Source organism: Paenirhizobium daejeonense (genome assembly GCF_014280875.1).
GTDB classification, from domain to species: Bacteria; Pseudomonadota; Alphaproteobacteria; order Rhizobiales; family Rhizobiaceae; genus Allorhizobium; species Allorhizobium daejeonense.
In genome coordinates this window covers 83,077-104,843 of the sequence record NZ_JACLAL010000007.1, presented here as the reverse complement: position 1 = coordinate 104,843, position 21,767 = coordinate 83,077, and the positions used below count along the sequence as shown (strand labels likewise).

Here is a 21,767-nt window from a genome sequence, read left to right as displayed (position 1 = left end):
ATTTATCTGGAGACCAACCAGGACAGAGACCCGTCCCAGGAAAAGATCGCCTTTGAACCGCGATCCGGTGGTGGTTTGAGAGCCTGCTCGTGGGCGACGATCGTGCTTCCGTCATCGAACCGCCCGACGACCTGCTGGACCGCGCCGGAGAACAGGACTTCGGTAATGGTGGCTTCAATAGCCGGGCCGTTGGCGATACCCTCGGAAGGCGATGTCGAAACGGTCTCCGGGCGTACGACCACGGACACCTTCTCCCCGACCTTGCGCTCGCCGATAACCTCGGCGCCGATCCCGGTGAATGGTTTGCCGTTCACAAGCAATTGGCCACCTGCCGCGATCTCCGCGTCGATGAGGTTGGCTCCGCCGACGAAATCCGCGACGAAGCGCGTCGCGGGCCGGCGATAGAGGGTCTCAGGCACATCGAACTGCTCGACCCGACCGGCGTTCATCACCGCGATACGGTCGGAGAGCGTTAGAGCCTCTTCCTGATCGTGTGTCACCGCGACGAAGGTCAACCCCAGTTCGCGATGGATCTTCTTGAGTTCCGCCTGCATCTGCTTGCGCAGTTTCATATCCAGCGCACCGAGCGGTTCATCGAGCAGCAGCACCGAAGGCCGGACAACGAGAGCGCGTCCGAGTGCCACGCGTTGCGCCTGACCTCCCGAGATTTCACTCACCCGCCGGCCGCCAAAGCCCTTGAGGTTGATGAGTTCGAGCATCTCGTCAACGCGGCGGGCGATCTCCTTCTTCTCCGTCTTGCGCATTCTGAGACCGAAAGCGATGTTTTCGGCTACGGTGCGATGCGGGAACAGCGCATAATCCTGGAACACCATGGCGGTGTCGCGCTTGTAGGGCGCTAGCCCCACCACAGACTTGCCCGCGATCCGCAGGTCGCCGGTGGTCGGCTCGACGAAGCCGCTGATCATCCTGAGCAGGGTCGACTTGCCGCAACCGCTGGGTCCGAGGATGGTGACAAACTCACCATCCTGCACGTTCATGGAAACATGGCGGATCGCGACGGTGTCGCCGTAACTCTTGGTGATCGCGTCGATTTCGACGGCGTTGCCGGGCTTTTCTGTCATGCGGATGGGGCCTTGCTGGTTAGGCGTGTCTGTCGGATCACCCACAGCTGCGAGACAAGGCTCAGAAGCAGCGTGACGATGATGATCACGGACGACAGCGCGTAGACTTTCGGTGAAATCACCTGCCTCAGGGATGTCCAGATCGTGATCGGGAGCGTCTCCGTGAAGCCGGCGACAAACCAGGCGACGACGAACTCACCGAACGCGTCGGTAAACGCGAGCATGAACACTGAGATCAGCGCGGGCCGGATCAGAGGCAGGACGATCTCGCGAAAGACGGTGAACTCGCTGGCGCCGAGGTTCATCGCCGCCTCGATGTAGCTGCGGCGGAAGCCGAGGAAGCGGGAATAGAGGATCAGCGTCGCATAGCTTGAGGTGATGGTGGTGTGGGCAAGAATGATCGCCGGCTCTCCCACCATGTCGGGAGCGGCCCGAAGCAGGATCACGAGGCCGAGGCCTAGCACAAGCTGCGGCAGGACGACGGGCCCAAGCACCATGCTCATCACCAGCGACTTGAAACGGATCGGCAGCCAGGCGAGCACCATCGCGGCGGGGAGCGCCAGCGCGGTCGAGAGCGCCGCGGAAATGACGGCCAGCCGAAGGCTTGTCAGCAGCGAGCCGACAAGCTTTTCGTCGCGCAGCGCTTCGGCGAACCAGCTTGTCGTGAGCCCATTAAGCGGCAGGCCGGGGATCGGCTTCGCATCGAAGGCGAAAAGAATGATCACCGCGATCGGCAGGTAAAGAAACAGATAGATCAGGGCGGAATAGAGAACGAGCAGAGCGTTTCCGCGCTCGCCTTTCCGGGGCATGAGCCGAACCATCACAGCTTCTCCCCGCTTGCCTTGCGAAACCATTTCATCGAGACGGCGAGCAACATGAACACCATCAGCAGCAGAACGATGGCGATCGCGGCGCCGGCCGGCCAGTCGAGACGACGCTGGAACTGATCCTGGATGAGCTGCGACATCATCAGTTGCTTGCCGCCGCCGAGCAGCGCCGGCGTCACGAACTCGCCCAGTCCGAAAATGAAGCAGAAGACCGCGCCGACAATAAGGCCCGGCATCGACAGCGGCAGCGTCACCTCCCAGAAGGCGCGCAAGGGACCGGCATTGAGATCCTTGGCCGCGGCGATCCAGTTGTCCTCGATGGCATCGATCGAAGCGTAGAGCGGCAGCACATAGAGCGGGAGATAGGCGTAGACGAGGCCGATGGACGTGGCGACGGGCGAATAGAGAAGGAAGCCCAAAGGATAGTCGATCAGTCCCAGCGAGAGCAGCGTCTGGTTGATGACACCGTTTTCACCCAGCAGCAACCGCCAGGCGGCAACGCGCATGACGATGCTGATCCAGAAGGGGGCGATGACCGCCACCAGCAGGATGCCCTTGAGCGCTCCCGCCTTCTTCGCGATGAAATAGGCGATCGGATAGGCGAGCACGGCACAGGCAATCGTCACGAACGCCGCCGTCTGGACGGAGAGAGCAAGAGCCCGCCAGATGGCTCCGTTGGTGAAGACGGCGATATAGTTGGCGAAAGTGAAGTCCGGAACCATCCGGTAGCTTTTCGTACGCCAGAAGCTGATGACCAGCAGCAGGATCACCGGAACGACGAAGAAGAGGCACTGCCAGAGCATGAGTGGCGCAAGCCCCGCCACTGCGAACAGCCGGCTACGCCGGGCGCCTCTTTGCGCTGCCGCCGAAGCCGTGTTGCCGATTGCCTCTCCCGACGCCATCACGCGAACCTGTATTCGTTGCGCGCAAAAGCCGGCTTTGGATAGGCGAGCTTGGAATGGCTGAGCCCCGTGGCGACCATGGCACGGGCGAAATGAAGGGCGACCTTGCCGGGATCGATCACGGGAACATAAACCCCGAAGCGCTCCTTCAGCGCTTCCTCGATCGTGAGCGCCATATCGAAGCCGGTCCCAGTGCATCCCATGACGAAGGCTTCCGCGCCGTCGCGCTCCACGCTGTCGACGCATTCGGCGATGATATGCTCGAGGTGGCTTTCATTGAGATCCATCACGCTCGCATCGGCGGACCGGACAGATGCAAGACTGGCGGAAAGCCCGTAATGGCTGACGGTTCGCCGGATCAGCGAGAAGAAAGGCTTCTCCGTGATCACCACGGTAAAGCGGGTCGACAGCATCGCAGCCATATGCAGGGATGCCTCGCCCTCGCCGACGATCGGAATGGACACGAGTTCACGTGCGCCCACGAGGCCCGGATCGGTGAAGCAGGCGATCGTGCAGGCATCGACGCCGTCCGCTTCCGCTTCCTTCGCCAGTCTCATGACTTCCGGCGCGGCCAGCGTAGAGTCGAAGCCGCATTCGATCGATGAGGTGCCGCGCTGAAGCGGCACCGCGGAGATCGTCACGCCGTCACCGGCGAAGGAGCGGTATTCCTTCTCGGCCTTGCCGACCAGTTCATCACTGTCGAGTACCGGTACGATGACACGGATATGCATCGGGTTATCCTTTCAAGCCGTTGGCAATCAGGCAGTCTTGAAGGTCTGCCAGGCGTCGGCCCAGGCCATGTCATCGGTGGGCGCCTGGCTCATTCCGCAATTGGAGACCCATTCCTCCATCATGTCGAGGCCGAGCGCCTTGACCTGATCGGCGGTCAGGAGGTCCTTGACCTTCGCATTGGTTACCGCAAACTTGTCGGCACCCCAGGCCATCTGCTTCATCGCCTTGGCGCTGGTCATGTAGTTGATATAGGCGAGCGCGGAAGCAAGGTGTTCGGTGCCGCGGACAACCTGCAGCGTTTCCATCCACATCGCTCCACCCTGCTTCGGGATGACGAGATCGACATTGGCGCCGGCGAGACGCGCGGTAGTGCGGACGTTGTCGCTCGAGGAACCCCAGACCATCCATGCCTCGCGGTTGGCGAGGTCGGTCTTCACCGTGCCCATGTCGCTCTGCAGGGCGCGCATGTTCGGCCGGAAGGCGATCATCTTGTCGAGGATCTTCTGAAGATCGTCGCCGGTCGCGGTTTCCGGGTTCTTCATTCCGAGCCACTGGCCGGCCATCCACAGATAGAGTTCCGGCCAGTCGATGATTTCGACGCGGTTCTTGAGGCTCGCATCCCAGGCCAGCTCGCAATCGCTCGCAGCTTCGGCCGAAATCTTGTCCGGCCAGTAGACGAAGCCGTTGACGCCGAAGCGGGTCGGGATCGCGTAGACCTGATTGTCGAACATGGTCTCGGGACGGTTGCGAAACATCGGGATAGTTTCGTCCTGCGAGGAAAGCTGGGCCGTGTCGATCGGCAGGGTCAGGCCGGCCTCGGCGAACTTAGAGGTCCACACGGCATCCGGGTTGATCACGTCGAACTTGACGGTTCCGGCCTGGACGAGGCTCAATTGCGCGCCGTTGCTTTCGGCTTCCTTGACGTTGAGTTCGACGCCGGTCAGTTCGGTGAAGCCCTTCATCAGGTCGGGATCGTCGTAACCTGCCCAGGCGAGCACGTTGAGCGGGCCTGTCAGCTTCTGCTCGTTGGCGAAGGCCGGCTTGGTGAAATCCACCTGCGATGCGACGGCTGCGAACATCGCCGCGTTGGCGCCGTGGCGAAGAAGGTCGCGGCGCGAAAGCTGGAAGGACTTACCCGTGTTCTTGGTATCGGTCGACATGGCACGTTCCCTTGATCTGGCTGCCTTGCGGCAGGCCTTTTTTGATTAGAAATCTTGCAGAAACAATAGAGGAATGCTCTTTTCCGGCGCCATAGTGACTGCAGTCACCGTGAGTCTGCCTGAAATGGCGGCCTTTTCTCCGAGCGCCCTGGAGGCACGAAAATTGCATGTCGATCACCTGACGTTTCAACAGGTCACTCGAATGCCAGCTACTGCAACACTCTCGACACCTTTTCCCATCGGCTTCGGCTCGCTCATGGCCCAGGCTTTGCGCGACATGGGAAAACCGGAGTTCTACGAAAGCATGGTGGAACTCGTCAGGCAGATGATCCCTTGCGATTTCTGGATCATCGCCCGCTACGACGCCCGCAGCAAACCGCTGATCATTTCCGAAAACGGCATGAACGTGAATGCCAAGACGCTCTATTCGAACAGGCTCTGGCAGAGGGATCCGCTTCCACAGCATGCCGGGAGACGCGATACGCGTGCGATCAGCCTGCGTGAACTGCGCCGCGACGGCGCGCTTGACACCGTCTATGCGCGTTATCTCGACCGGACACTCGGCATTCAGGACGAACTTGCCCTACTGTTCCCGATCAGCGGCGGCAGCTTCCTCGCCCTTTGCCTGGACCGCCAGCGCGACGCATTCACAGATCAGGAACTGGCGCTCGCACGCGAGCTGCAGACCATTCTGGTCGAAATGCACCATCAGCACATCTTTCGCGCAATCGACAGGCAGGTCTCGCTGTTCCTTCATGACAGCGGTGTCGGCAAGCCGGAAATCATGATTCTCAGCGCCAACAACACGGTGCTCTACAAGTCCGATACCTGGTCACATGCCGCGACCCAGGCTTTCGAGCGGGACCCGTTGCCAAGCGAGATCGGATGCGGCGACATAGCTGCGACGGGTGGACGCGACGGGTGGTCGCTGACCCGAATGCGGGACGGTTCCCGTGATGCAATTCTGGCCGGCGCTGACGTCTATCTCCTGCGTCGCAACGCCGCCGATGTGGGCGACCGGGTAGCGGAATTCGGGCGTTTGCATCAGCTGACGGAGCGGCAGCAGCAGATCCTTGTCCTGTCGCTGCAGGGGCATCCGAACGCCTCGATTGCTGAAAAACTCAGGATTACCGTTGGCGGCGTAAAAAACCACAAGCTGCGGCTTTACGAAAAGCTAGACATCACGAGCGAGCGCGAACTGATGTCCGCGATCCTTTGCCATCTTTGAAAAGGCCACTACGCCTGCCTGGTGCCAAAGTCGGTGGTGACTGCAGCCATTATTGCCACTGAACAGGCCTCATGCTGTCTTGCCTGACGTTTTCAGGGAGCAGCAAGCATGACGTCCACGCCGATCGATACTGCCTTTCTATCCATCGGAGAACTGGCTGACGGCTATCGATCCGGCGCATTCACTCCACTCGACGTGTGCCGTCGGGCCCAGGAACGACTGGCGCTGCTGGAACCGAAGCTCAACGCCTTCATCGATCCCATGACGAATGACGTTATCGAGCAGGCAGAGCGCGCCACGCGCGAACTTGCCGACGGCGTCGACCGGGGGCCGCTCCATGGGGTGCCGGTCGCCATCAAGGACATTATCGACGTCGCGGGAACCGAAACTACCTACGCAACCAGGGCCGTACAGCCGAAACTTGCCACTGTCGATGCGGAATGTATCCGACGCCTGAGAGACGCCGGAGCGATCATCTTCGGTAAGACCAACCTTCTCGAATTCGCGGCCGGCGTTGCACACCCCGACTTCGGGCAGACCAATAATCCCCACGACATGCACCTCACTGCCGGCGGATCCAGTGGCGGATCCGCCGCAGCAGTCGCTGCCGGTATTGTGCCGCTTGCCCTTGGCACGGACACGGGTGGATCCGTGCGCGCACCGGCCTCCTATTGCGGCATCGCCGGCTTTAAGCCGGGTTTCGGGACACTTCCGCTGGATGGGGTCTATCCCCTGTCGCCCTCGCTCGACCATCTCGGCATTCTTGCGCGAAGCAGCAAAGACGCAGCTGTGGCGTTCGCGGTCATCGGCGTGCGCAAGCCAAACAACAGCCCGGCAATCTCGCCGGAGCAATTACGGCTCGGGATCGTCTCCAACCAGTGGAACCACCCAGCCATTCGGCCGGATGTTCGCCGCGCCCTCGACGCCACTCTTGGGGTTCTGGAACACGCTGGAATGCATATCGTGAACGTCGACCTGCCCACTCCGGAACTAATGGCGAAATCCCTTCTCGACATCCTGATGCCGGAGGCAGCCCTCATCCATCGACAAACGCTTGCCTCGAACCCGGGCGGCTATGCCAGAGGAACACACGAACTTCTTCTCGCGGGTTTTACCTTGCCGGCGATCGACTATGTCGATGCAAGGCACAACCAGAATTCCTGGCGGGAACAACTCTCTAGCCTTTTCAAGACAACGGACGCGATCCTTGCCCCCACCGTCCCGTTTGTCGCTCCCGGAACGGACCCTGCTCTCTCGACCGAGGGCGATGACGAGATCATCTCTTTGACACATGCCAATCTCACCGGCGCACCCAGTATCTCGATAAGATGCGGACTGGAGAAAACTATGCCCGTCGGATTACAGATCACAGGCGCGCTGGGATCAGAGGAAAGACTGTTGGCGATAGCGAACTATCTGGAAGAGCTGCTGCAAATGGCATCGCCTTGACTGCCGCGAGTGGGCATTGACGATGTACCATCAAAGATGGAGGATTGGCTCAGACACTATAACGAATTCCGGCCACGCAACGATATCGGCAACAAGGTGTCGATATCGCTGATGAACTGCTCATCGCCCCCCGCTGACATGGGCCTTAACCCCGGAAAATTCCAGCTCACGCTCGCCCAAATTCGGGGTGAACGTCAGCGGACGGCCCGTTCACCGCGGCGAGCTGGTTCATCATCATTCCGACCGCAGCTCGCAATATGTGTGCAGTCGTTATTCTGAGCGGTTAGCGGAGGCAGGCATCGAGCCGTCTGTGGGAAGCGTTGGCGACAGTTATGACAACGCTCTCGCCGAACGATCAACGGTCTTTACACGTCCGAGGTCATCTGGCCTGCTGCCTGTTTCATGAGCCTTGAGTTAAGGTGTTTTCAATGGAACCGGAGCGAAGGAAATTCCTCCGCGAATACGCACTTGAGGAGGTGAAACTGGTGAGCGAGTGCCGCGTAAGCCTCTCGCAGGCTGCGTAAGGAAGTCGCCAAGCCCTGAGCGGAACGCGACTTCGAAAAGAGGCTCCAGCCTACTTTGCCAGGAATGCGTTATGCAGCTTGCGTTTACAGCAATACCATTTCATCCGGTTCGGAGCGTGCAGCACCTATAAGGGCTATCGGTTGGAATTTCTTGGCAATTTATCGCGCCCGAGCGCTTCGGCGAAAACAACGTGGCTTTCGCCCGGCGCGGCACGGGGCTGATGCTCAACGGTGTGGCTCAGGCTACATCGCTTAATCGGGTAGTCACCCTCTGTTGACAGTCCATCGATCCGCCCGCATCCAGGTCATTGCACAGGACGCGACAACCGCCGACATATTATCGACCGCACTCAGCCTCATGCCGGTAGAGGAAGCCCGCTCCCTTATGGCCCGGCTCTCGCCAATGGTGGCCGACCTGCGCCTCCTCTCCGGCGAGCAAATGAGATGTACATCGAGCCCGTGGCCACCCGGCAACCAGAATGTTGCCAGTTGCCAGATGGACATCGGAGTGCGAAATGGATGCAATTAGAATTGGGGCTCTTCGCGCCCTGCCGAACCGGTTTCTCCCGGCCGGATGAATAAAGCGGTGGAGCACCGCCATTTGCCAGATCGGAAACGATGGCAAATGGCTGACCTTGCTCAAGGTTTGTCTTGAGCGTTGTATCCGCAGGGTGATTGACGACTTAGGCTCCCGTGTCGTCCTTCCAAATGCACCGGAAGATTGCACGCCGCGCAACGCGTTATGGACAGTTGCGCATGTCTTGACTAGACTGAGGGCTCGATCCTGGGAGGAGACAGTGTCGACAGGAGGTTCAAGCAGCCAGCAGGGTTTCCGCGCCCGGCGTCGCCGGGAGGTGCTGATATTCGCCGTCCTGGCTTTCGGCATCTGGCCTGTCGTAGCAGTCGGTACGGTGGGCGGTTATGGCTTCCTCGTATGGATGTACCAGATTGTCTACGGCCCGCCAGGACCGCACGACATCACCCCCGCACCCGTGAACTCCGGGAACTGAGTTCGCCATGCCCCAGACGACAAGTACCAGAAGAGGATTTCTTGCCGGACGCGCGTTGGGGGGCGACAAAACTCACTATCCCCCTGGTATTACAGAGGAATCTCTGAAAAACTGTTCCGGCTGCGTCGAATGCGCGACAGCCTGTCCGAGCAAGATCATATCGATCCGGCACGGAATTCCGGTCCTCGATTTCCAGAGGGGCGAGTGCACGTTCTGCGGCAAGTGCGCGGACCGATGTCCCGAAAGGGTCTTTCCGACTGACCCCGTCTCACGATTTCCCCACAACGTCACTATCGCCGACGATTGTTTGGCCGTGAACTTCATCGACTGTCAGGCTTGCCGGGACGCCTGCGCCACGGCGGCGATCCGCTTCCGGCCACGCATCGGCGGACCCTTCGTGCCGGTTCTGGACGCAGATGCCTGTACGGGCTGCGGAGCATGCATCTCGGTCTGCCCGGCGGAGGCAATTTCAACCAAGTCGCGCGTTTTTCCGGAGGTCGCCGATGCCTGAGGTGCAGCACCACATTTCAAGCGCAATCGTCATCACGCGCGCGGAACACGTCGAAATGGTCGCTGGCAGTCTGCAGGCGCTCGAAGGCGTAGAAGTTCATGCAACGGCTCAGGGAAAGATCGTCATCGTGATCGAAGGGCCGACGGCTGGCCATCTGGGCGAGATGCTGCTGCGGATCTCGGCGATGGACGATGTGATCGCAGCCCATATGGTTTTCGAGCAGGCAATCGTGGAACAGGAGATGTCGGATGACGGCAGAACTCACGCGGCGTGATCTACTGAAAGCCCAGGCAGCGGCCATCGCCGCCTCGACGGCCGGCATTGTCGGTCCGGCAGCCGCGCAGTCTATTCCCGGCGGCGTGGAAGCGCTGGAAATCAAATGGTCGAAGGCGCCGTGCCGTTTTTGCGGAACGGGCTGCGGGGTCATGGTCGGCGTCAAGGAAAACCAGGTGGTCGCCACCCATGGCGACATGGAGGCAGAGGTCAATCGCGGCCTCAACTGCGTCAAGGGCTATTTCCTCTCCAAGATCATGTACGGCAAGGACCGGCTGACCACGCCGCTCCTCAGGAAACGCGACGGCGTCTACGACAAGGAAGGCGAGTTCGAGGCGGTGACATGGGAGGAAGCCTTCGATATCATGGCCACCCAGGCCAAGCGCGTGCTGAAGGAGAAGGGGCCGACAGCCGTCGGCATGTTCGGCTCAGGTCAGTGGACGATCTTCGAAGGTTATGCAGCAACGAAGCTGATGCGCGCAGGCTTCCGCTCCAACAATCTCGATCCCAACGCCCGTCATTGCATGGCCTCGGCCGCAGTGGCCTTCATGCGCACCTTCGGCATGGACGAGCCGATGGGCTGCTACGATGATTTCGAAAACGCCGACGCCTTCGTGCTCTGGGGCTCGAACATGGCGGAGATGCATCCCATTTTGTGGACGCGCGTCGCGGACCGGCGGCTCGGCCATGAACATGTCAAGGTCGCGGTTCTCTCGACATTCACTCACCGCAGCATGGATCTTGCGGACATACCGCTGATCTTCAAGCCAGGCACCGATCTCGCCATCCTCAACTACATCGCCAACCACATCATCCAGACGGGCCGCGTCAATCAGGACTTCGTCGACCAGCACACGAAGTTCATGCGCGGCATGACGGATATCGGCTACGGCCTGCGTGCCGACAACCCACTCGAGGTCAAGGCGACCGGCGCCGCCGACGCGGGCAAGATGGAGCCGATCGATTTCGAGGCCTTCAAGGCGCTGGTATCCGAATACACGCTGGAAAAGACGGTCGAGCTTTCGGGCGTGGACAGCGCCTTTCTGGAGCAGCTTGCGGAGCTTTATGCCGACCCCAAGATCAAGGTCATGTCGCTCTGGACCATGGGCTTCAACCAGCATGTCCGCGGCGTCTGGGCGAACCAGATGATCTACAATATCCATCTTCTCACCGGAAAGATCTCGGAACCTGGCAACAGCCCGTTTTCGCTGACCGGGCAGCCGTCCGCCTGCGGCACGGCGCGCGAGGTCGGCACCTTCGCCCATCGTCTCCCCGCCGACATGGTGGTGACCAACGCGGAACATCGCGCCCATGCCGAGGAATTGTGGAAGCTGCCCTATGGCCTGCTCCCGGACAAGCCGGGATATCACGCGGTGCAGCAGGATCGCATGCTCAACGACGGCAAGCTGAATTTCTACTGGGTGCAGGTGAACAATAACGTTCAGGCCGCCCCCAACACCAGTAACGAGACCTACAGGGGATATCGCAACCCCGACAACTTCATCGTCGTATCGGATGCCTATCCGACGGTGACGGCGATGAGCGCCGACCTCATCCTCCCCGCCGCGATGTGGGTGGAAAAGGAGGGCGCCTACGGAAACGCCGAACGCCGCACCCATGTCTGGCATCAGCTCGTCAATGCACCGGGCGAGGCGCGTTCCGACTTGTGGCAGCTGGTTGAGTTCTCCAAGCGCTTCGTCACCGATGAGGTATGGCCCGAGGACATTCTCGCCGCCAATCCGCAATACCGGAACAAGACGCTTTATGAGGTCCTGTTCCAGAACGGTCAGGTCGACAGATTTCCGCTTTCGGAGGTTTCTCCCGACTACGAGAACAGGGAGGCCAAGGCCTTCGGCTTCTATCTGCAAAAGGGGCTGTTCGAGGAATATGCGAGCTTCGGGCGCGGCCACGGCCACGACCTCGCACCCTATGACATGTATCATCAGGTCCGGGGAATGCGCTGGCCCGTGGTCGACGGCAAGGAAACGCTCTGGCGATACCGCGAGGGATACGACCCTTACGTAAAGGCCGGCGAGGGCCTGAAATTCTACGGGCAGAAGGATGGCCGCGCGGTGATCCTTGCGGTTCCCTACGAACCGCCGGCGGAATCTCCCGATGACGAGTTCGGTTTCTGGCTGGTCACGGGACGCGTCCTGGAACACTGGCATTCAGGCTCGATGACCATGCGCGTTCCCGAACTCTACAAGGCCTTTCCGGGAGCGCGATGCTTCATGAACGGCGATGATGCCCGCAGGCTCGGCATCAATCAGGGGGCGGAGGTGAGGATCGTCTCCCGCCGCGGTGAAATCATCAGCCGCGTCGAGACACGCGGACGCAATCGCATGCCGCATGGCGTGATCTTCGTTCCCTGGTTCGATGCCAGCCAGTTGATCAACAAGGTCACGCTCGACGCAACCGATCCCATCTCCAAACAGACGGATTTCAAGAAATGCGCAGTCAAGGTTCTTCCCGTCGCCTGAATGCCCGGCGCAGACTGGCCATGCCCGCCATCATCCTTGGACTTTTGATGGCAAGCGCCGCGTTGGCGCAGATGGTTCCGCAATTGTCGGGCAACGAAAACCCGATGGAAAGCAAGGATGCCAAGCCGCTGCCGAAATGGGTGGTGGATGACATCCGCAAGATGCGGAACTACCCCGACCAGCCGCCCGTCATCCCGCATTCAATCGAAGGCTACCAGCTCTCGGTGAACACAAACCGCTGTCTGTCCTGCCACAAACGGGAGCTGACCGAAGGTTCGGGAGCGCCGATGATCAGTGTCACCCACTACATGACCCGTGAAGGCCAGATGCTCGCCGATGTCTCGCCGCGCCGCTATTTCTGTACCGCCTGCCACGTGCCGCAGGCGGATGCGAAACCGCTGGTGGACAACAGCTTCAAGGATATGAGCGAGCTTGGCTTCAAACCCATCGGATCTGACCAATGATGGCATGGCTGAAAGCGATCGTTCTCTGGGCGTGGGGCATTCTGAGCACGCCCGCAGCAACCCTCGGCCTAGGCTTTCTGACGCTCGGCGGCTTTGTGGGCGGCGTCATGTTCTGGGGCGCGTTCAACACCGCTCTCGAACTGACCAATACGGAGGCCTTCTGTACCGGCTGTCACGAGATGAAGACCAATGTCTACGAGGAACTGACAAGGACGGTGCACTTCTCGAACCGTTCCGGGGTGCGCGCCTCCTGCCCCGATTGCCATGTACCGCATCAATGGACCGACAAGATCGCCCGCAAGATGCAGGCCTCGAAGGAAGTCTGGGGCAAGATTTTCGGCACGATCAATACCCGGCAGAAGTTCCTCGACAAGCGTCTGGAACTGGCGCAGCACGAATGGGCCCGGCTGAAGGCAAACGACAGCCTGGAATGCAGGAACTGCCATTCCTCGATCGCGATGGATCTCTCGAAACAGACCGAACGAGCCGCCGAAATCCACACCCGCTATCTTCTGGCCGGAAAGGCGACCTGTATCGATTGCCACAAGGGGATCGCACATGAATTGCCGAATATGGACGGTGTTGACCCAGGCTGGAAGGTCCCCGCCGAACTGATGGGCAAGACCGCCTATCACCGCATGGAGGATCTCGACCGTCTTCTGGCTTATCTGACCGAAAGTGAATTGGAGTAGGTCAATCGAGGGACCGGTCCTTCATGTACAATCGGGCTGACCTTGCCCCGTGGTTGCTTCCACGAGAGACAATAGCGGCTTTACGCGTGTTTCTTCTGGCCTTGATCCGCCCAAAGACGGTCCCCAGTCATCCGAGCACGACTTCGGTAGATTCGGTCCGTGCCAACGAGATATACGTTGTCATCCGCCGAACTCACCCATGCCGTCGTGGCGACGTCACGCTGTTCTTATGCTCGCTGCCAGCAATTGGGAACAATGCAGCGGCACGTCGGTTGGTAAAGCGACAATTAGCCCTCGCGCATTTCGCAAACATCGAACGAGAACCCGCGATGATCAGGAATTGGGAGAACCGTGGCAGTCGTAGCAGGGTGAATACAGTTCGGAATGGCGAATCGAGCGCGACTGGTAAGACAGATTAGACGACTGGGCTCGCATTGGCGATGAGGATGCCAAGCGTCGCCAGATGCGGATAGGTACGATGACCGTATGAGCATCTCTGAAAAGTATGCTGGAACTGAGAGCTGACGAACGCGGCTATCGCTTCTCCGGCAGGAAGAACAGGTCTATCAGGCCGGTGCGTGATTGTGATCTATATGGTTGAAGCCTGAAAGACTTCGGGAATAATTTCAATATGTTGCGCAGGGCGACGACGGTCGTTGTGATGCTTGCGACGATTAAAGGGAGGCTTGGAGTATCCCCGGAACCGGCAAGCAGATGCCGATCGCGGACTTCAGGCCACGCTTCAACGTACCCCTGTGCCAGTTCCGTTCATCAACACCACCAAGCTGGCTTTCTCACTGAATCGTATTTTCGCCCGGCTGCCTTTCCGCAACAAAGATCGACCATGCCGCCATGAAGAAAGCGGCAACCATGGGACCGACGGTGAAGCCGTTCATGCCAATCAATGCGGTGCCACCGAGGGTCGAGATAAGGACAAGGTAATCTGGCACTCTGGTTTTCTGGCCCACCAGCGATGGACGCATCAGATTATCAACAAGGCCGATGACGAAGATCCCCACCATCGTGAGCGAGATTGCCTGCCACCAAAGACTTATGAGCGCAAGGTAGGTCGCCGCCGGAAACCAGATAAGCATGGCGCCCACGGCCGGCAACATCGATAAAAGACTCATCGCCACGCCCCAGAGAAACGCCGGTTGGAGATCCAGAAACCAGAATGTGATGCCCCCTATCAAACCTTGGACGATGGCGATGATGACATTTCCGCGAACAGTTGCCCGCACAACCGATGTAAACTTCAGGGCAAATTTCCGGGTATGGTCATCGCTCAACGGAAGGGCACGCCTTATTGTCTGCGCCAGCTCGCGACCATTGCGGAAGAGGAAGAAGAGCAAGTAGAGCATGGTGCCAAACGACAGGAGGAAAGCCAGCGTACTTTGGCCAAGACTCAATGCTCGGCCTGCAAAGAAGCCGCCGCTCCCTATCGCCGCCGCCGACATGCTCTCTCGCATGTTAACGAGCCCCTCGATGCTAACGCCTTCAAGATATTCACGTATGAAGAGCGGAAGGGTGCTCTCCATCCTCCGCAAAAGGTCCGGAAGATCGATCTCGCCGTCCTGGATGCGCAGGAAAAGCGCGCCTGCCTGGTTCGCGAGCGAGGTCGCCACGACGAGGGCCGGAACGATCACTAGACATAGACAGGCCAGGATGGAAAGGCCGGCCGCGATATTTTCGTGCCCTTTCACGGCACGTTCAATACGAGCATGGATCGGAAAAAAGATAATCGCGAAAACCACAGCCCATAGGATTGCGGAAAAAAGGGCCAAACCACCGCGACGAAGGCGATGGAGACCAGCGTTAACATGACGATAAAACCGACTCGATAGGCGGACATTGATTTCTCCCCGGTCGAGCTAGAATCCAACGTTCCCCCCGTTTATTTGATCCCTTTCATGAAATCCGGACCCGTCGCCCATTATGGCGATCGGGTTTCCTTACGCCGGAAGTGCGTTTCCATTCCGGAGACGACGTTGATAGCCCCTCATGGCGTTCGAAGCATGCTAGAAGCCGTGCACGAGGGGCGTCCACCGCCTTGGAAAGCGTTTGATGACGCATGACGCCCCTTGATTTCCGTCCCGCCCTCCGGTTCGCATGTTGCCCGGGACGGATGTCGCCGGGGCTGCAGGGAAGCTCGGAAACTACATCTTCGGGCACGGGGGGCCTTACCCGACAAGAAAGCAAAACGTCACGATCCGTAAGGTATTCCAAACGTGATGTGCTTCAGAAGGAGCCAGGATCGGCTACGCGCCGACCCGATGTACCGGTCAGATCTCGCAAGCGGCGGCATCGGCTTTTCGGTGGGGGTGAAGCCTTCGCCCGATCCAGAACAGGACGGCCTCTGCGACCAGCAGGCCGCCGAGCGCAAGTATCGCCAGGACTGTTGTATTGGTGGTCTCGAAGAAACGCGAAGCGGCATATCCCGTGCCGATGAACAAGCCATTCCAGACCATGATTCCGGCTACCGAAGCGAGTAGAAAGCTGCGCGACCCCGCGCGCAGAAGGCCGGCAAAGGCTGGAGCGAAGAGCCTGATGGTCGGCATGAGTTGGAGCAAGAAGGCCAGTATGGTCTGATGGCGATGGAAGGAGGCAATCCAGCGCTCGATGCGATCGGTATGCAACCCGAAAATACGTCCGGTTCCATGCAGGAAGCGCCCGGAGCGCGCGGCCCCCAGTCCTCGAACCGCATAAAACCAGATGGCGCAACCCAAACCGCCGCCAATGACCGTCGCCAGAAAGCCGGCTGAGAGTGACCAGGCTCCGTTTGACGCGCCAATGCCGACCACCAGAAACAGGCCGTACGACGGTATCAATGGGACGAAGCGCTCAGCCGCGGCCATGGCAAAGATACCCACAAGACCATATGCACCAATCCAGGCCATAACTGTACTCAGCGGGTCAAAAGACATAGATGCTTCCTCCTCGGATGAAAGGTTGCAGGGAGTACAGGCGGTGCAAAGATAGGCCACTGGATGGACCGGGCCGCAAGCCTGAGTGGTCCGCCGGTTTCTTGCCTGTGAAAGCCTTGCCCCAATTTCCCGCGATCCTACCGTCGGCCATACGCATTTTTGGTGATGACACGGCCGAACCTAGGCGTTGCGCAGTATTCTGCAGGCCAGCGCTGGTGACAAACGGCTGATGATGCGCAGAAGCCGGGTTTTGCCAACCCAGACTTCCCTTCGCTCCCGCTCAATCCCTTCGATGACAGCGCGTGCAGCGATATCGGCAGACAGCTTATGCGCGCCTCTTCCGCGCGTCATTCCGGTATCCACAAATGCCATGATTACATCAACCACCCGAATCGACGGAGTTGCATCCTCACAACGATAGCGAAGAGCCCGACTGAATATGCGTAACCCCGCCTTGCTGGCGCAATAGACCGGGGCCGTCCGTTTGGGCGCGATGGCAAGTCCCGAGGAAATGTTGACGATCGCGGCTTCTTTCTGGCGCGCCAGAAGCGGCATCAACCCAAAACTGAGGACCATCGGCGCCGTAAGGTTTACTTCGATCTCGGATCGAAACTCCGTTCCCCGCCCGCCATCACCGATACATGTCGCAGGCATGTTGATCTGGATGCCTGCGTTGTTGACGAGAATTGCGAGATCCGGCCATCGCTCTGCAACCGTGGCCACGACCCTCTCCTGCTCATCAGATCGTGAGAGATCAGCCGGCAGGAGCATGATGCTCCTGGGATGACGTGCAATCACCGCTTCTGCGCGTTTCAGATCCCGCGCCACTATAATAACCTTGGCACCCATTGCCGCGAGTTGGAGTGCGATTTCCTTACCGATTCCCGCGCTGCCACCGGTTACCAGCGCCAGTTTCCCTTCGATCCGCATCGTTCGGCCTCACGCTGCCTTCTGCTCTGAGAAAATCATGGGGGATTGCTTGCACGAGATCACGGCGACTCCTGTTGTCTGGTTGCTCGATGTCACATACATTACGAGTAATTGCTCGCATCTCTTACTCGCGTTCCATGTCTGGCTCCTCCTCCTTCATCAATGCCCGGAAATACCCGCGTCAGGCCCGCTCGGCCGTCATGGTCGAGACGATCCTGGAGGCGGCGGCTCGTGTTCTTGAAACGGGTGGGCTCGAAGCCTTCAACACCAATGCCGTTGCGGAAAAAGCGGGTGTCAGCATAGGCAGCCTTTACCAGTATTTCCCGGCGAAAGAGGCGCTTTTGGCCACGTTGATCCGCCGCAAGCGGATGGTGCTCGTTGAGGCGATCAGCGATGTGAAGGCGCAGGCAGGCGCGCTCGACCTGCGATCCCTGATTGATGGCTTCATCCGGGCTGGGCTCTTCCAGCAGCTTCAGCGGCCAAGACTGGCAAGGAGCCTCGAATATGCCGAAGCAATGTTGCCGATCGACGAGGAGACCGAAGCCCTCAAACGCTCGATCACCATGGCCGTTGCCGATGCATTGAGGGCGCATGGCGTTGAAGAACCGGAAATCGCCGCCCGCGATCTTGCCGCGTTGACCCGCGGCATGGCGGATGCGGGCGGCCTGTTCGGCGAAACCGATATGCCATCCTTGGAGCACCGCGTCAGACGCGCTGCATACGGGTATCTGGGCCTGAACTGACGCGGGTTCAGGAGCCACGATGGAAACGTCGGCTCGTTTCAGATCAGCAAGCTCGTTGGCCGTCCGAACGATAGGCGTTATCAGTCCACCATCGGTGGCAACGGCGAATACCCTGGAATTGCTGCCCCAAAAAACCAACCTGCACCGACGACATCGTCAAAGATTGTTGTACGTACCTTCGATGCCGTTGCGCTGCCGCTCTTCGTAACTTTGTCGCCGCCCCAGAGAGGACGCTTCCGGAATGCGACCGAGCCACCCGCGCGGGAGACGAAAAGCTCGCTGCCGGGAAGCTCGGCACGGGCGGGTGTTTCGCTCATCGAGACGCAAACGCTCTTTTCTGCCCGTTTCTTCAAGCTGGCAGCTCACATTACGATGCCTCGGTCTGAATTCAGTGTGCGGTCTGCCCACCGTCTGCGACAAAGATCGAGCCGTTGATGAACGACGCGGCCGGGGACGAAAGAAACAGGACCGCGGCGGCAATTTCTTCCGGCTGCGCAGCCCTCTGGATGGGACTGTTCGCCATAAGCGCCTTCGAAATCTGCGGGTCGGCCAACCAGCGCTCCGTCATCGGTGTGGCGATAAGGCCCGGCGCCACGGCATTTACCCGGATGTTCTTTGCCGCATAGTCCAAGGCTGCTGCACGGGTTAGCCCAACGACGCCGTGCTTTGCCGCCGCATAGGGCGCCATATTCGGGTCCGCGACTACGCCGGCAACCGAAGCAGTATTGACGATCGCACCGCCGCCAGCGCGTAGCAGTGCCTGGAGTTCATATTTGACAGAAAGGAACACGCCACGCAGGTCGACGGCGATGATCCGGTCGAACTCCGCCTCGTCCGTTTCGGCAAAAGCCGTTGTCGAGGGCAGGATGCCGGCATTGTTAAATGCGATGTCGAGGCGGCCAAAACGCTTTTCGGCTTCCGCCACCAGCGCCTGCACGTCCGCGCTCTGAGAAACGTTGGTCTTTACGAAAACGGCGTCTACACCTTTCTCACGGGCAAGCGCCGCGGTCTCTTCAGCTGCTTGCGACAGATCGCCGATGACCAGACGAGCGCCGCGATCCGCGAATGCCAGTGCGGTGGCGCGTCCGATACCCGTTGCAGCACCGGTGATCAGCACAACCTTGCCATCAAAGTCGAGATAACTGTCGCTCATTTTCTTCCTCCATCTATTCAGTTTGCAGACATTCAGATGTTGATGCCGGACTTGCCGGGCGCAATCACGCCGTTGGGATCGAGCGCGCGCTTGAGCTTCTGATTGAACGCGCGCTGGGCGGGGCCATAAGTCTCGGCCAAATGGTTCATGAACGCGGTCGAGGTCCGGTAAATGCCGTAGCCGGCCTTGTGCAGTTCCTCGACCATCTTCACGTAGCACCGATAGGCACGGTCCATTTCCTCTGCATCGTTGCGGTCGTAGAGGATGTCCGTAAGCTGCTCTGCGTGACGGCCACCGATCAGGAAGCCACCGATATAGTCGAAGCCGAACTCGTCCAGTACGCCGTGCATCAGGTTGAACTGACGGAGCACCTCGGACCCTTCGCACCGCACGACGGGCGCCAGCCAAGAGGAACCGCCACCGCCCTTGTAATTGTAGATCGTGAACTCGGTAAGGGTCGGCTCGTTGGTCATATTGAGGTTCCAGTGATGGAACGGGGTCTTCTCGATGCCGGGATCACCCTGAACCGCAAATTGGCCACCGGTCGTGGCGAAGGCCTCACGTGCGATTTTGAGATTGACTTCGACCTGTTCCTCGGTTCCGTAGAGCGTGGAAATGTGGCCCCAGATTCCGAGTCCGATGTCGTTGCAGATCTGCTTGACGCGATCACGCGGAATTGCGCCGTGTCCGGTATATATCTCGCTGCGCCGATAGGTCTGAGCGATGTAGTACATTGTGTGCCCAAGGACGCCGTTCTCGATGACCTTGTTCAGGTTCAGACCGCGCACGACATCCATGCCCTTGGCCATCGAGTCGTCGTCATTCCAGCCGCATAGAAAGCCACGGCTGACCGCTGGCTTTGGCATCAGCCAGATGCCCATCTTCGTGACGACGCCGAAGTTGGACTGGCTGAAAAGTCCGTCCACCCATGGGCCGTATCCCCAACGGTAGACATTCCATTCCCGGCTGTTTTCCACGCCTCCCATGCCGGTGCGCAGAACGGAGCCGTCCGCCAGCACCACTTCCAACCCACAGAAATTCTCGAAATGCTGACCGTAGCGGTTGTAGCCCACACCCCTGTCGAGCGTATTGCCCATCGGGCCAGCCACAGGGCCGGAGGAAGGGAAGCTGATCCACAACGGGATATTGTTCTCTTCCAGGTACTGCTTGAGCTGCATATAGGTGACGCCTGGCTCTACCAGAGCATAGCAGAGCGTCTCGTCGACCTCGATAATCCGATTCATGCGCTTGAGGTCTAGGACAACCTGGCCCGCCGTCGCCGGCGCCGCATCGCCGTAACCCAGGTTCTTGCCGGTAGAGATCATCCAGACCGGAATGCGGTACTTGTCGGCAACCTTCATCACCGCCTGCACCTCCTCGCTGGACGCGGGAGCGACAGCCCCGGCAGGACGATGGCGTTCTGCCGGTTCAGGCAGCATGACCTTTGAGTAAGGCGCCAGACGCTCGACATCGGCGGTAACGTATTCATCTCCGACGATCGCACGCCACTCTTTCAGCGCTGCGGCGAAGCTTTCGCGCGATACCCCGGGCGGAAGAAATGAAAGATCTTCGTTGGCCATTGTTCCAAATCCTACAAATCGACGATCAGGGTTGAGAATTCATCCGGCGCATTGTCCCAGCGCAGGGTGTCGTACGGTCCTGTTTCGGCGGCGTTTGCCACCGTGATGAGGTGGGCAAGAGTGAGCGCCTGCCAGCGCGACCTGCGTTGAGTGCCTAAAGAAAAGGCATCCGTCTCCGGTGGGTTCGACGCGCCTTGCAGGCTGCAGGGCCAGCCAGCCGCCGCGAGATCGCGCTTAAGGCCGTCTCCGCACGACCAGCTAGTCGAAATATCGATGCTGTGGACGGATTTGCCATCGGCAGTGCGCTGGTCCCGGTGGAAAGCGCTGTGCCGTGTCCGGAACCCCGCTGCCCTATCGGCAAGAGCAAGGTTGACCAGCACCTGATCCGCCGCGCTTCCGATGTGCAACAGTCGCTTGCCGCGATACTGCCGAAGGACCTGGGGATTGAGAAGCAGCCGCTCGGCGGAAAGCGCATCCGCCTGCAGATCGCCCGACCGAAGCTCGGACAACAGCGGGTCGAATTCGGTCGAGGTGACCAGAACGTGGAGTCTTGGCCTTGCGCGCAGTTCACCGGCAATGCCCAGCGAAGGGAGCATCACTGAGGAAAGGCCGAAAGCGCCTGCCAGCAGGATGCCGCGCCGGTTGATAGTCATGTCGTTCGCCATCAATGCTGCTCCCGGCTTTGAACAGATCCCGGTACCACGCCCGGCGTCTGTCCCGCTGGAACACGTAGAGAAGCCAGATAATCCGCGACTTCCCGAAGCTCGGCATCCGAGATCTCGCCTTCGCGGAAGGACGGCATTGCGTTGAGGCCGTTGCGCGTGACGTAGCGGATCGTGTCAAAGTTCAGCTGCTGCTGCCGAAGATCCGGACCGACCCCGGTGCCGTGGCATTGCAGACAGGTATTTTGCGCCAGTCTCGCGCCGGAGCGATCTCCCTGAGGCGACGCGGCAGCTTGCTGGTCAGGGCTGGCCACACCCGTTGGCTCTGCTCGGGCGGCTGATCCGACGAGCGTGAAGCCGAAGATCGCCACCAGGATTGCCGCTCGGTGTGTCGATGCCCTACGGGCTTTCGACCAAATATTGATGTCCATGGTTTGCTCC

At 59.7% G+C, this 21,767-nt stretch carries 22 protein-coding genes and 1 pseudogene; 10 read left to right on the top strand and 13 right to left on the bottom strand.

All coding sequences use genetic code 11. The features are described from left to right. Window positions 1-2: 2 nt before the first annotated feature. Genes H4I99_RS17955 through H4I99_RS17935 form a run of 5 tightly spaced genes read right to left on the bottom strand, consistent with a single transcriptional unit; the run spans window position 3 to window position 4,703 of the window. Entirely contained in the window at window positions 3-1,082 is a 1,080-nt protein-coding gene (locus tag H4I99_RS17955; protein ID WP_163897808.1) for an ABC transporter ATP-binding protein, read from the bottom strand. Next, complete coding sequence (locus tag H4I99_RS17950) at window positions 1,079-1,903, bottom strand: ABC transporter permease (RefSeq protein ID WP_163897805.1); 825 nt, start codon at window positions 1,901-1,903, stop codon at window positions 1,079-1,081. Before H4I99_RS17950 ends, H4I99_RS17955 begins: the two co-directional genes overlap by 4 nt. Further along, entirely contained in the window at window positions 1,903-2,811 is a 909-nt protein-coding gene (locus H4I99_RS17945) for an ABC transporter permease (protein WP_163897803.1), read from the bottom strand. Before H4I99_RS17945 ends, H4I99_RS17950 begins: the two co-directional genes overlap by 1 nt. Continuing rightward, entirely contained in the window at window positions 2,811-3,542 is a 732-nt protein-coding gene (locus H4I99_RS17940; RefSeq protein ID WP_163897800.1) for an aspartate/glutamate racemase family protein, read from the bottom strand. The genes H4I99_RS17945 and H4I99_RS17940 overlap by 1 nt, the downstream gene beginning before the upstream one ends. 27 nt (window positions 3,543-3,569) lie before the next feature. After that, entirely contained in the window at window positions 3,570-4,703 is a 1,134-nt protein-coding gene (locus H4I99_RS17935; protein WP_163897797.1) for an ABC transporter substrate-binding protein, read from the bottom strand. Window positions 4,704-4,905: 202 nt separating this feature from the next. Between H4I99_RS17935 and H4I99_RS24540 the strand changes: the two genes are divergently transcribed. From H4I99_RS24540 to H4I99_RS17890, 9 genes and pseudogenes are all read left to right on the top strand, one after another. Next, a complete protein-coding gene (locus H4I99_RS24540) occupies window positions 4,906-5,931 on the top strand; it encodes a helix-turn-helix domain-containing protein (protein ID WP_244625160.1) in 1,026 nt (341 codons plus the stop codon). 108 nt (window positions 5,932-6,039) lie between these two features. Next, window positions 6,040-7,380, top strand: a complete 1,341-nt coding sequence (locus tag H4I99_RS17925) for an amidase (RefSeq protein WP_163897794.1) — start codon at window positions 6,040-6,042, stop codon at window positions 7,378-7,380. A gap of 214 nt (window positions 7,381-7,594) precedes the next feature. Next, window positions 7,595-7,812 (top strand): annotated as a pseudogene (locus H4I99_RS17920) (IS3 family transposase); the annotation flags it as partial. A gap of 889 nt (window positions 7,813-8,701) precedes the next feature. After that, entirely contained in the window at window positions 8,702-8,914 is a 213-nt protein-coding gene (gene napE, locus H4I99_RS17915; RefSeq protein ID WP_163897793.1) for a periplasmic nitrate reductase, NapE protein, read from the top strand. Between the two features lie 7 nt (window positions 8,915-8,921). Continuing rightward, entirely contained in the window at window positions 8,922-9,425 is a 504-nt protein-coding gene (locus H4I99_RS17910) for a ferredoxin-type protein NapF (RefSeq protein WP_163897790.1), read from the top strand. Then, window positions 9,418-9,699, top strand: coding sequence for a chaperone NapD (locus tag H4I99_RS17905; RefSeq protein WP_163897787.1), 282 nt, complete (start codon window positions 9,418-9,420; stop codon window positions 9,697-9,699). Before H4I99_RS17910 ends, H4I99_RS17905 begins: the two co-directional genes overlap by 8 nt. After that, entirely contained in the window at window positions 9,674-12,178 is a 2,505-nt protein-coding gene (napA, locus tag H4I99_RS17900) for a periplasmic nitrate reductase subunit alpha (RefSeq protein WP_163897784.1), read from the top strand. The genes H4I99_RS17905 and napA overlap by 26 nt, the downstream gene beginning before the upstream one ends. Window positions 12,179-12,198: 20 nt before the next feature. Continuing rightward, window positions 12,199-12,642: a nitrate reductase cytochrome c-type subunit gene (locus H4I99_RS17895; RefSeq protein WP_244625159.1), complete on the top strand. Its 444-nt coding sequence runs from the start codon at window positions 12,199-12,201 to the stop codon at window positions 12,640-12,642. Continuing rightward, complete coding sequence (locus H4I99_RS17890; protein WP_163898284.1) at window positions 12,642-13,334, top strand: NapC/NirT family cytochrome c; 693 nt, start codon at window positions 12,642-12,644, stop codon at window positions 13,332-13,334. The genes H4I99_RS17895 and H4I99_RS17890 overlap by 1 nt, the downstream gene beginning before the upstream one ends. 794 nt (window positions 13,335-14,128) lie before the next feature. Here the strand turns inward: H4I99_RS17890 and H4I99_RS17885 are convergent. The 3 genes from H4I99_RS17885 to H4I99_RS17875 form a co-directional block, all read right to left on the bottom strand. After that, on the bottom strand, window positions 14,129-15,088 hold the full coding sequence (locus H4I99_RS17885; RefSeq protein ID WP_425314392.1) for an AI-2E family transporter: 960 nt from the start codon (window positions 15,086-15,088) through the stop codon (window positions 14,129-14,131). Between the two features lie 528 nt (window positions 15,089-15,616). Beyond that, the gene (locus H4I99_RS17880) at window positions 15,617-16,258 is read right to left on the bottom strand and encodes a DedA family protein (RefSeq protein ID WP_163897778.1); all 642 of its coding nucleotides are present in this window, start codon (window positions 16,256-16,258) and stop codon (window positions 15,617-15,619) included. Window positions 16,259-16,438: 180 nt separating this feature from the next. Beyond that, window positions 16,439-17,188, bottom strand: coding sequence for an SDR family oxidoreductase (locus tag H4I99_RS17875; protein ID WP_163897775.1), 750 nt, complete (start codon window positions 17,186-17,188; stop codon window positions 16,439-16,441). A gap of 137 nt (window positions 17,189-17,325) precedes the next feature. On the opposite strand from H4I99_RS17875, the gene H4I99_RS17870 reads away from it, so the two are divergent. Then, window positions 17,326-17,931 (top strand): TetR/AcrR family transcriptional regulator, encoded by a 606-nt coding sequence (locus H4I99_RS17870; protein WP_163897772.1) that lies wholly within the window; start codon window positions 17,326-17,328, stop codon window positions 17,929-17,931. A gap of 80 nt (window positions 17,932-18,011) precedes the next feature. On the opposite strand, the gene H4I99_RS17865 is transcribed toward H4I99_RS17870, so the two are convergent. From H4I99_RS17865 to H4I99_RS17845, 5 genes are all read right to left on the bottom strand, one after another. Beyond that, window positions 18,012-18,248, bottom strand: a complete 237-nt coding sequence (locus H4I99_RS17865) for a hypothetical protein (protein WP_163897769.1) — start codon at window positions 18,246-18,248, stop codon at window positions 18,012-18,014. 71 nt (window positions 18,249-18,319) lie between these two features. Beyond that, window positions 18,320-19,084 carry an SDR family NAD(P)-dependent oxidoreductase gene (locus tag H4I99_RS17860; RefSeq protein ID WP_163897766.1) on the bottom strand — a complete coding sequence of 255 codons (765 nt, stop codon included), beginning with the start codon at window positions 19,082-19,084 and terminating at the stop codon, window positions 18,320-18,322. A 32-nt stretch (window positions 19,085-19,116) separates the two neighbouring features. Then, window positions 19,117-20,664, bottom strand: a complete 1,548-nt coding sequence (locus H4I99_RS17855; RefSeq protein ID WP_163897763.1) for an FAD-binding oxidoreductase — start codon at window positions 20,662-20,664, stop codon at window positions 19,117-19,119. Between the two features lie 11 nt (window positions 20,665-20,675). Then, on the bottom strand, window positions 20,676-21,332 hold the full coding sequence (locus H4I99_RS17850; protein ID WP_163897760.1) for a hypothetical protein: 657 nt from the start codon (window positions 21,330-21,332) through the stop codon (window positions 20,676-20,678). Next, window positions 21,329-21,757, bottom strand: coding sequence for a c-type cytochrome (locus tag H4I99_RS17845; protein WP_163897757.1), 429 nt, complete (start codon window positions 21,755-21,757; stop codon window positions 21,329-21,331). Before H4I99_RS17845 ends, H4I99_RS17850 begins: the two co-directional genes overlap by 4 nt. Window positions 21,758-21,767: the final 10 nt, after the last annotated feature.

What these genes read in the sequence shown, in the direction of transcription:
- H4I99_RS24540 (WP_244625160.1), top strand. Translation starts at nt 4,906, where the DNA reads ATGCCAGCTACTGCAACACTCTCGACACCTTTTCCCATCGGCTTCGGC.
- H4I99_RS17955 (WP_163897808.1), bottom strand. Translation starts at nt 1,082, where the DNA reads ATGACAGAAAAGCCCGGCAACGCCGTCGAAATCGACGCGATCACCAAG.
- H4I99_RS17945 (WP_163897803.1), bottom strand. Translation starts at nt 2,811, where the DNA reads ATGGCGTCGGGAGAGGCAATCGGCAACACGGCTTCGGCGGCAGCGCAA.
- H4I99_RS17940 (WP_163897800.1), bottom strand. Translation starts at nt 3,542, where the DNA reads ATGCATATCCGTGTCATCGTACCGGTACTCGACAGTGATGAACTGGTC.
- H4I99_RS17890 (WP_163898284.1), top strand. Translation starts at nt 12,642, where the DNA reads ATGGCATGGCTGAAAGCGATCGTTCTCTGGGCGTGGGGCATTCTGAGC.
- H4I99_RS17845 (WP_163897757.1), bottom strand. Translation starts at nt 21,757, where the DNA reads ATGGACATCAATATTTGGTCGAAAGCCCGTAGGGCATCGACACACCGA.
- H4I99_RS17925 (WP_163897794.1), top strand. Translation starts at nt 6,040, where the DNA reads ATGACGTCCACGCCGATCGATACTGCCTTTCTATCCATCGGAGAACTG.
- H4I99_RS17870 (WP_163897772.1), top strand. Translation starts at nt 17,326, where the DNA reads ATGTCTGGCTCCTCCTCCTTCATCAATGCCCGGAAATACCCGCGTCAG.
- napA (WP_163897784.1), top strand. Translation starts at nt 9,674, where the DNA reads ATGACGGCAGAACTCACGCGGCGTGATCTACTGAAAGCCCAGGCAGCG.
- H4I99_RS17860 (WP_163897766.1), bottom strand. Translation starts at nt 19,084, where the DNA reads ATGAGCGACAGTTATCTCGACTTTGATGGCAAGGTTGTGCTGATCACC.
- H4I99_RS17855 (WP_163897763.1), bottom strand. Translation starts at nt 20,664, where the DNA reads ATGGCCAACGAAGATCTTTCATTTCTTCCGCCCGGGGTATCGCGCGAA.
- H4I99_RS17910 (WP_163897790.1), top strand. Translation starts at nt 8,922, where the DNA reads ATGCCCCAGACGACAAGTACCAGAAGAGGATTTCTTGCCGGACGCGCG.
- H4I99_RS17865 (WP_163897769.1), bottom strand. Translation starts at nt 18,248, where the DNA reads ATGAGCGAAACACCCGCCCGTGCCGAGCTTCCCGGCAGCGAGCTTTTC.
- H4I99_RS17905 (WP_163897787.1), top strand. Translation starts at nt 9,418, where the DNA reads ATGCCTGAGGTGCAGCACCACATTTCAAGCGCAATCGTCATCACGCGC.
- H4I99_RS17875 (WP_163897775.1), bottom strand. Translation starts at nt 17,188, where the DNA reads ATGCGGATCGAAGGGAAACTGGCGCTGGTAACCGGTGGCAGCGCGGGA.
- H4I99_RS17950 (WP_163897805.1), bottom strand. Translation starts at nt 1,903, where the DNA reads ATGGTTCGGCTCATGCCCCGGAAAGGCGAGCGCGGAAACGCTCTGCTC.
- H4I99_RS17935 (WP_163897797.1), bottom strand. Translation starts at nt 4,703, where the DNA reads ATGTCGACCGATACCAAGAACACGGGTAAGTCCTTCCAGCTTTCGCGC.
- H4I99_RS17895 (WP_244625159.1), top strand. Translation starts at nt 12,199, where the DNA reads ATGCCCGCCATCATCCTTGGACTTTTGATGGCAAGCGCCGCGTTGGCG.
- H4I99_RS17880 (WP_163897778.1), bottom strand. Translation starts at nt 16,258, where the DNA reads ATGTCTTTTGACCCGCTGAGTACAGTTATGGCCTGGATTGGTGCATAT.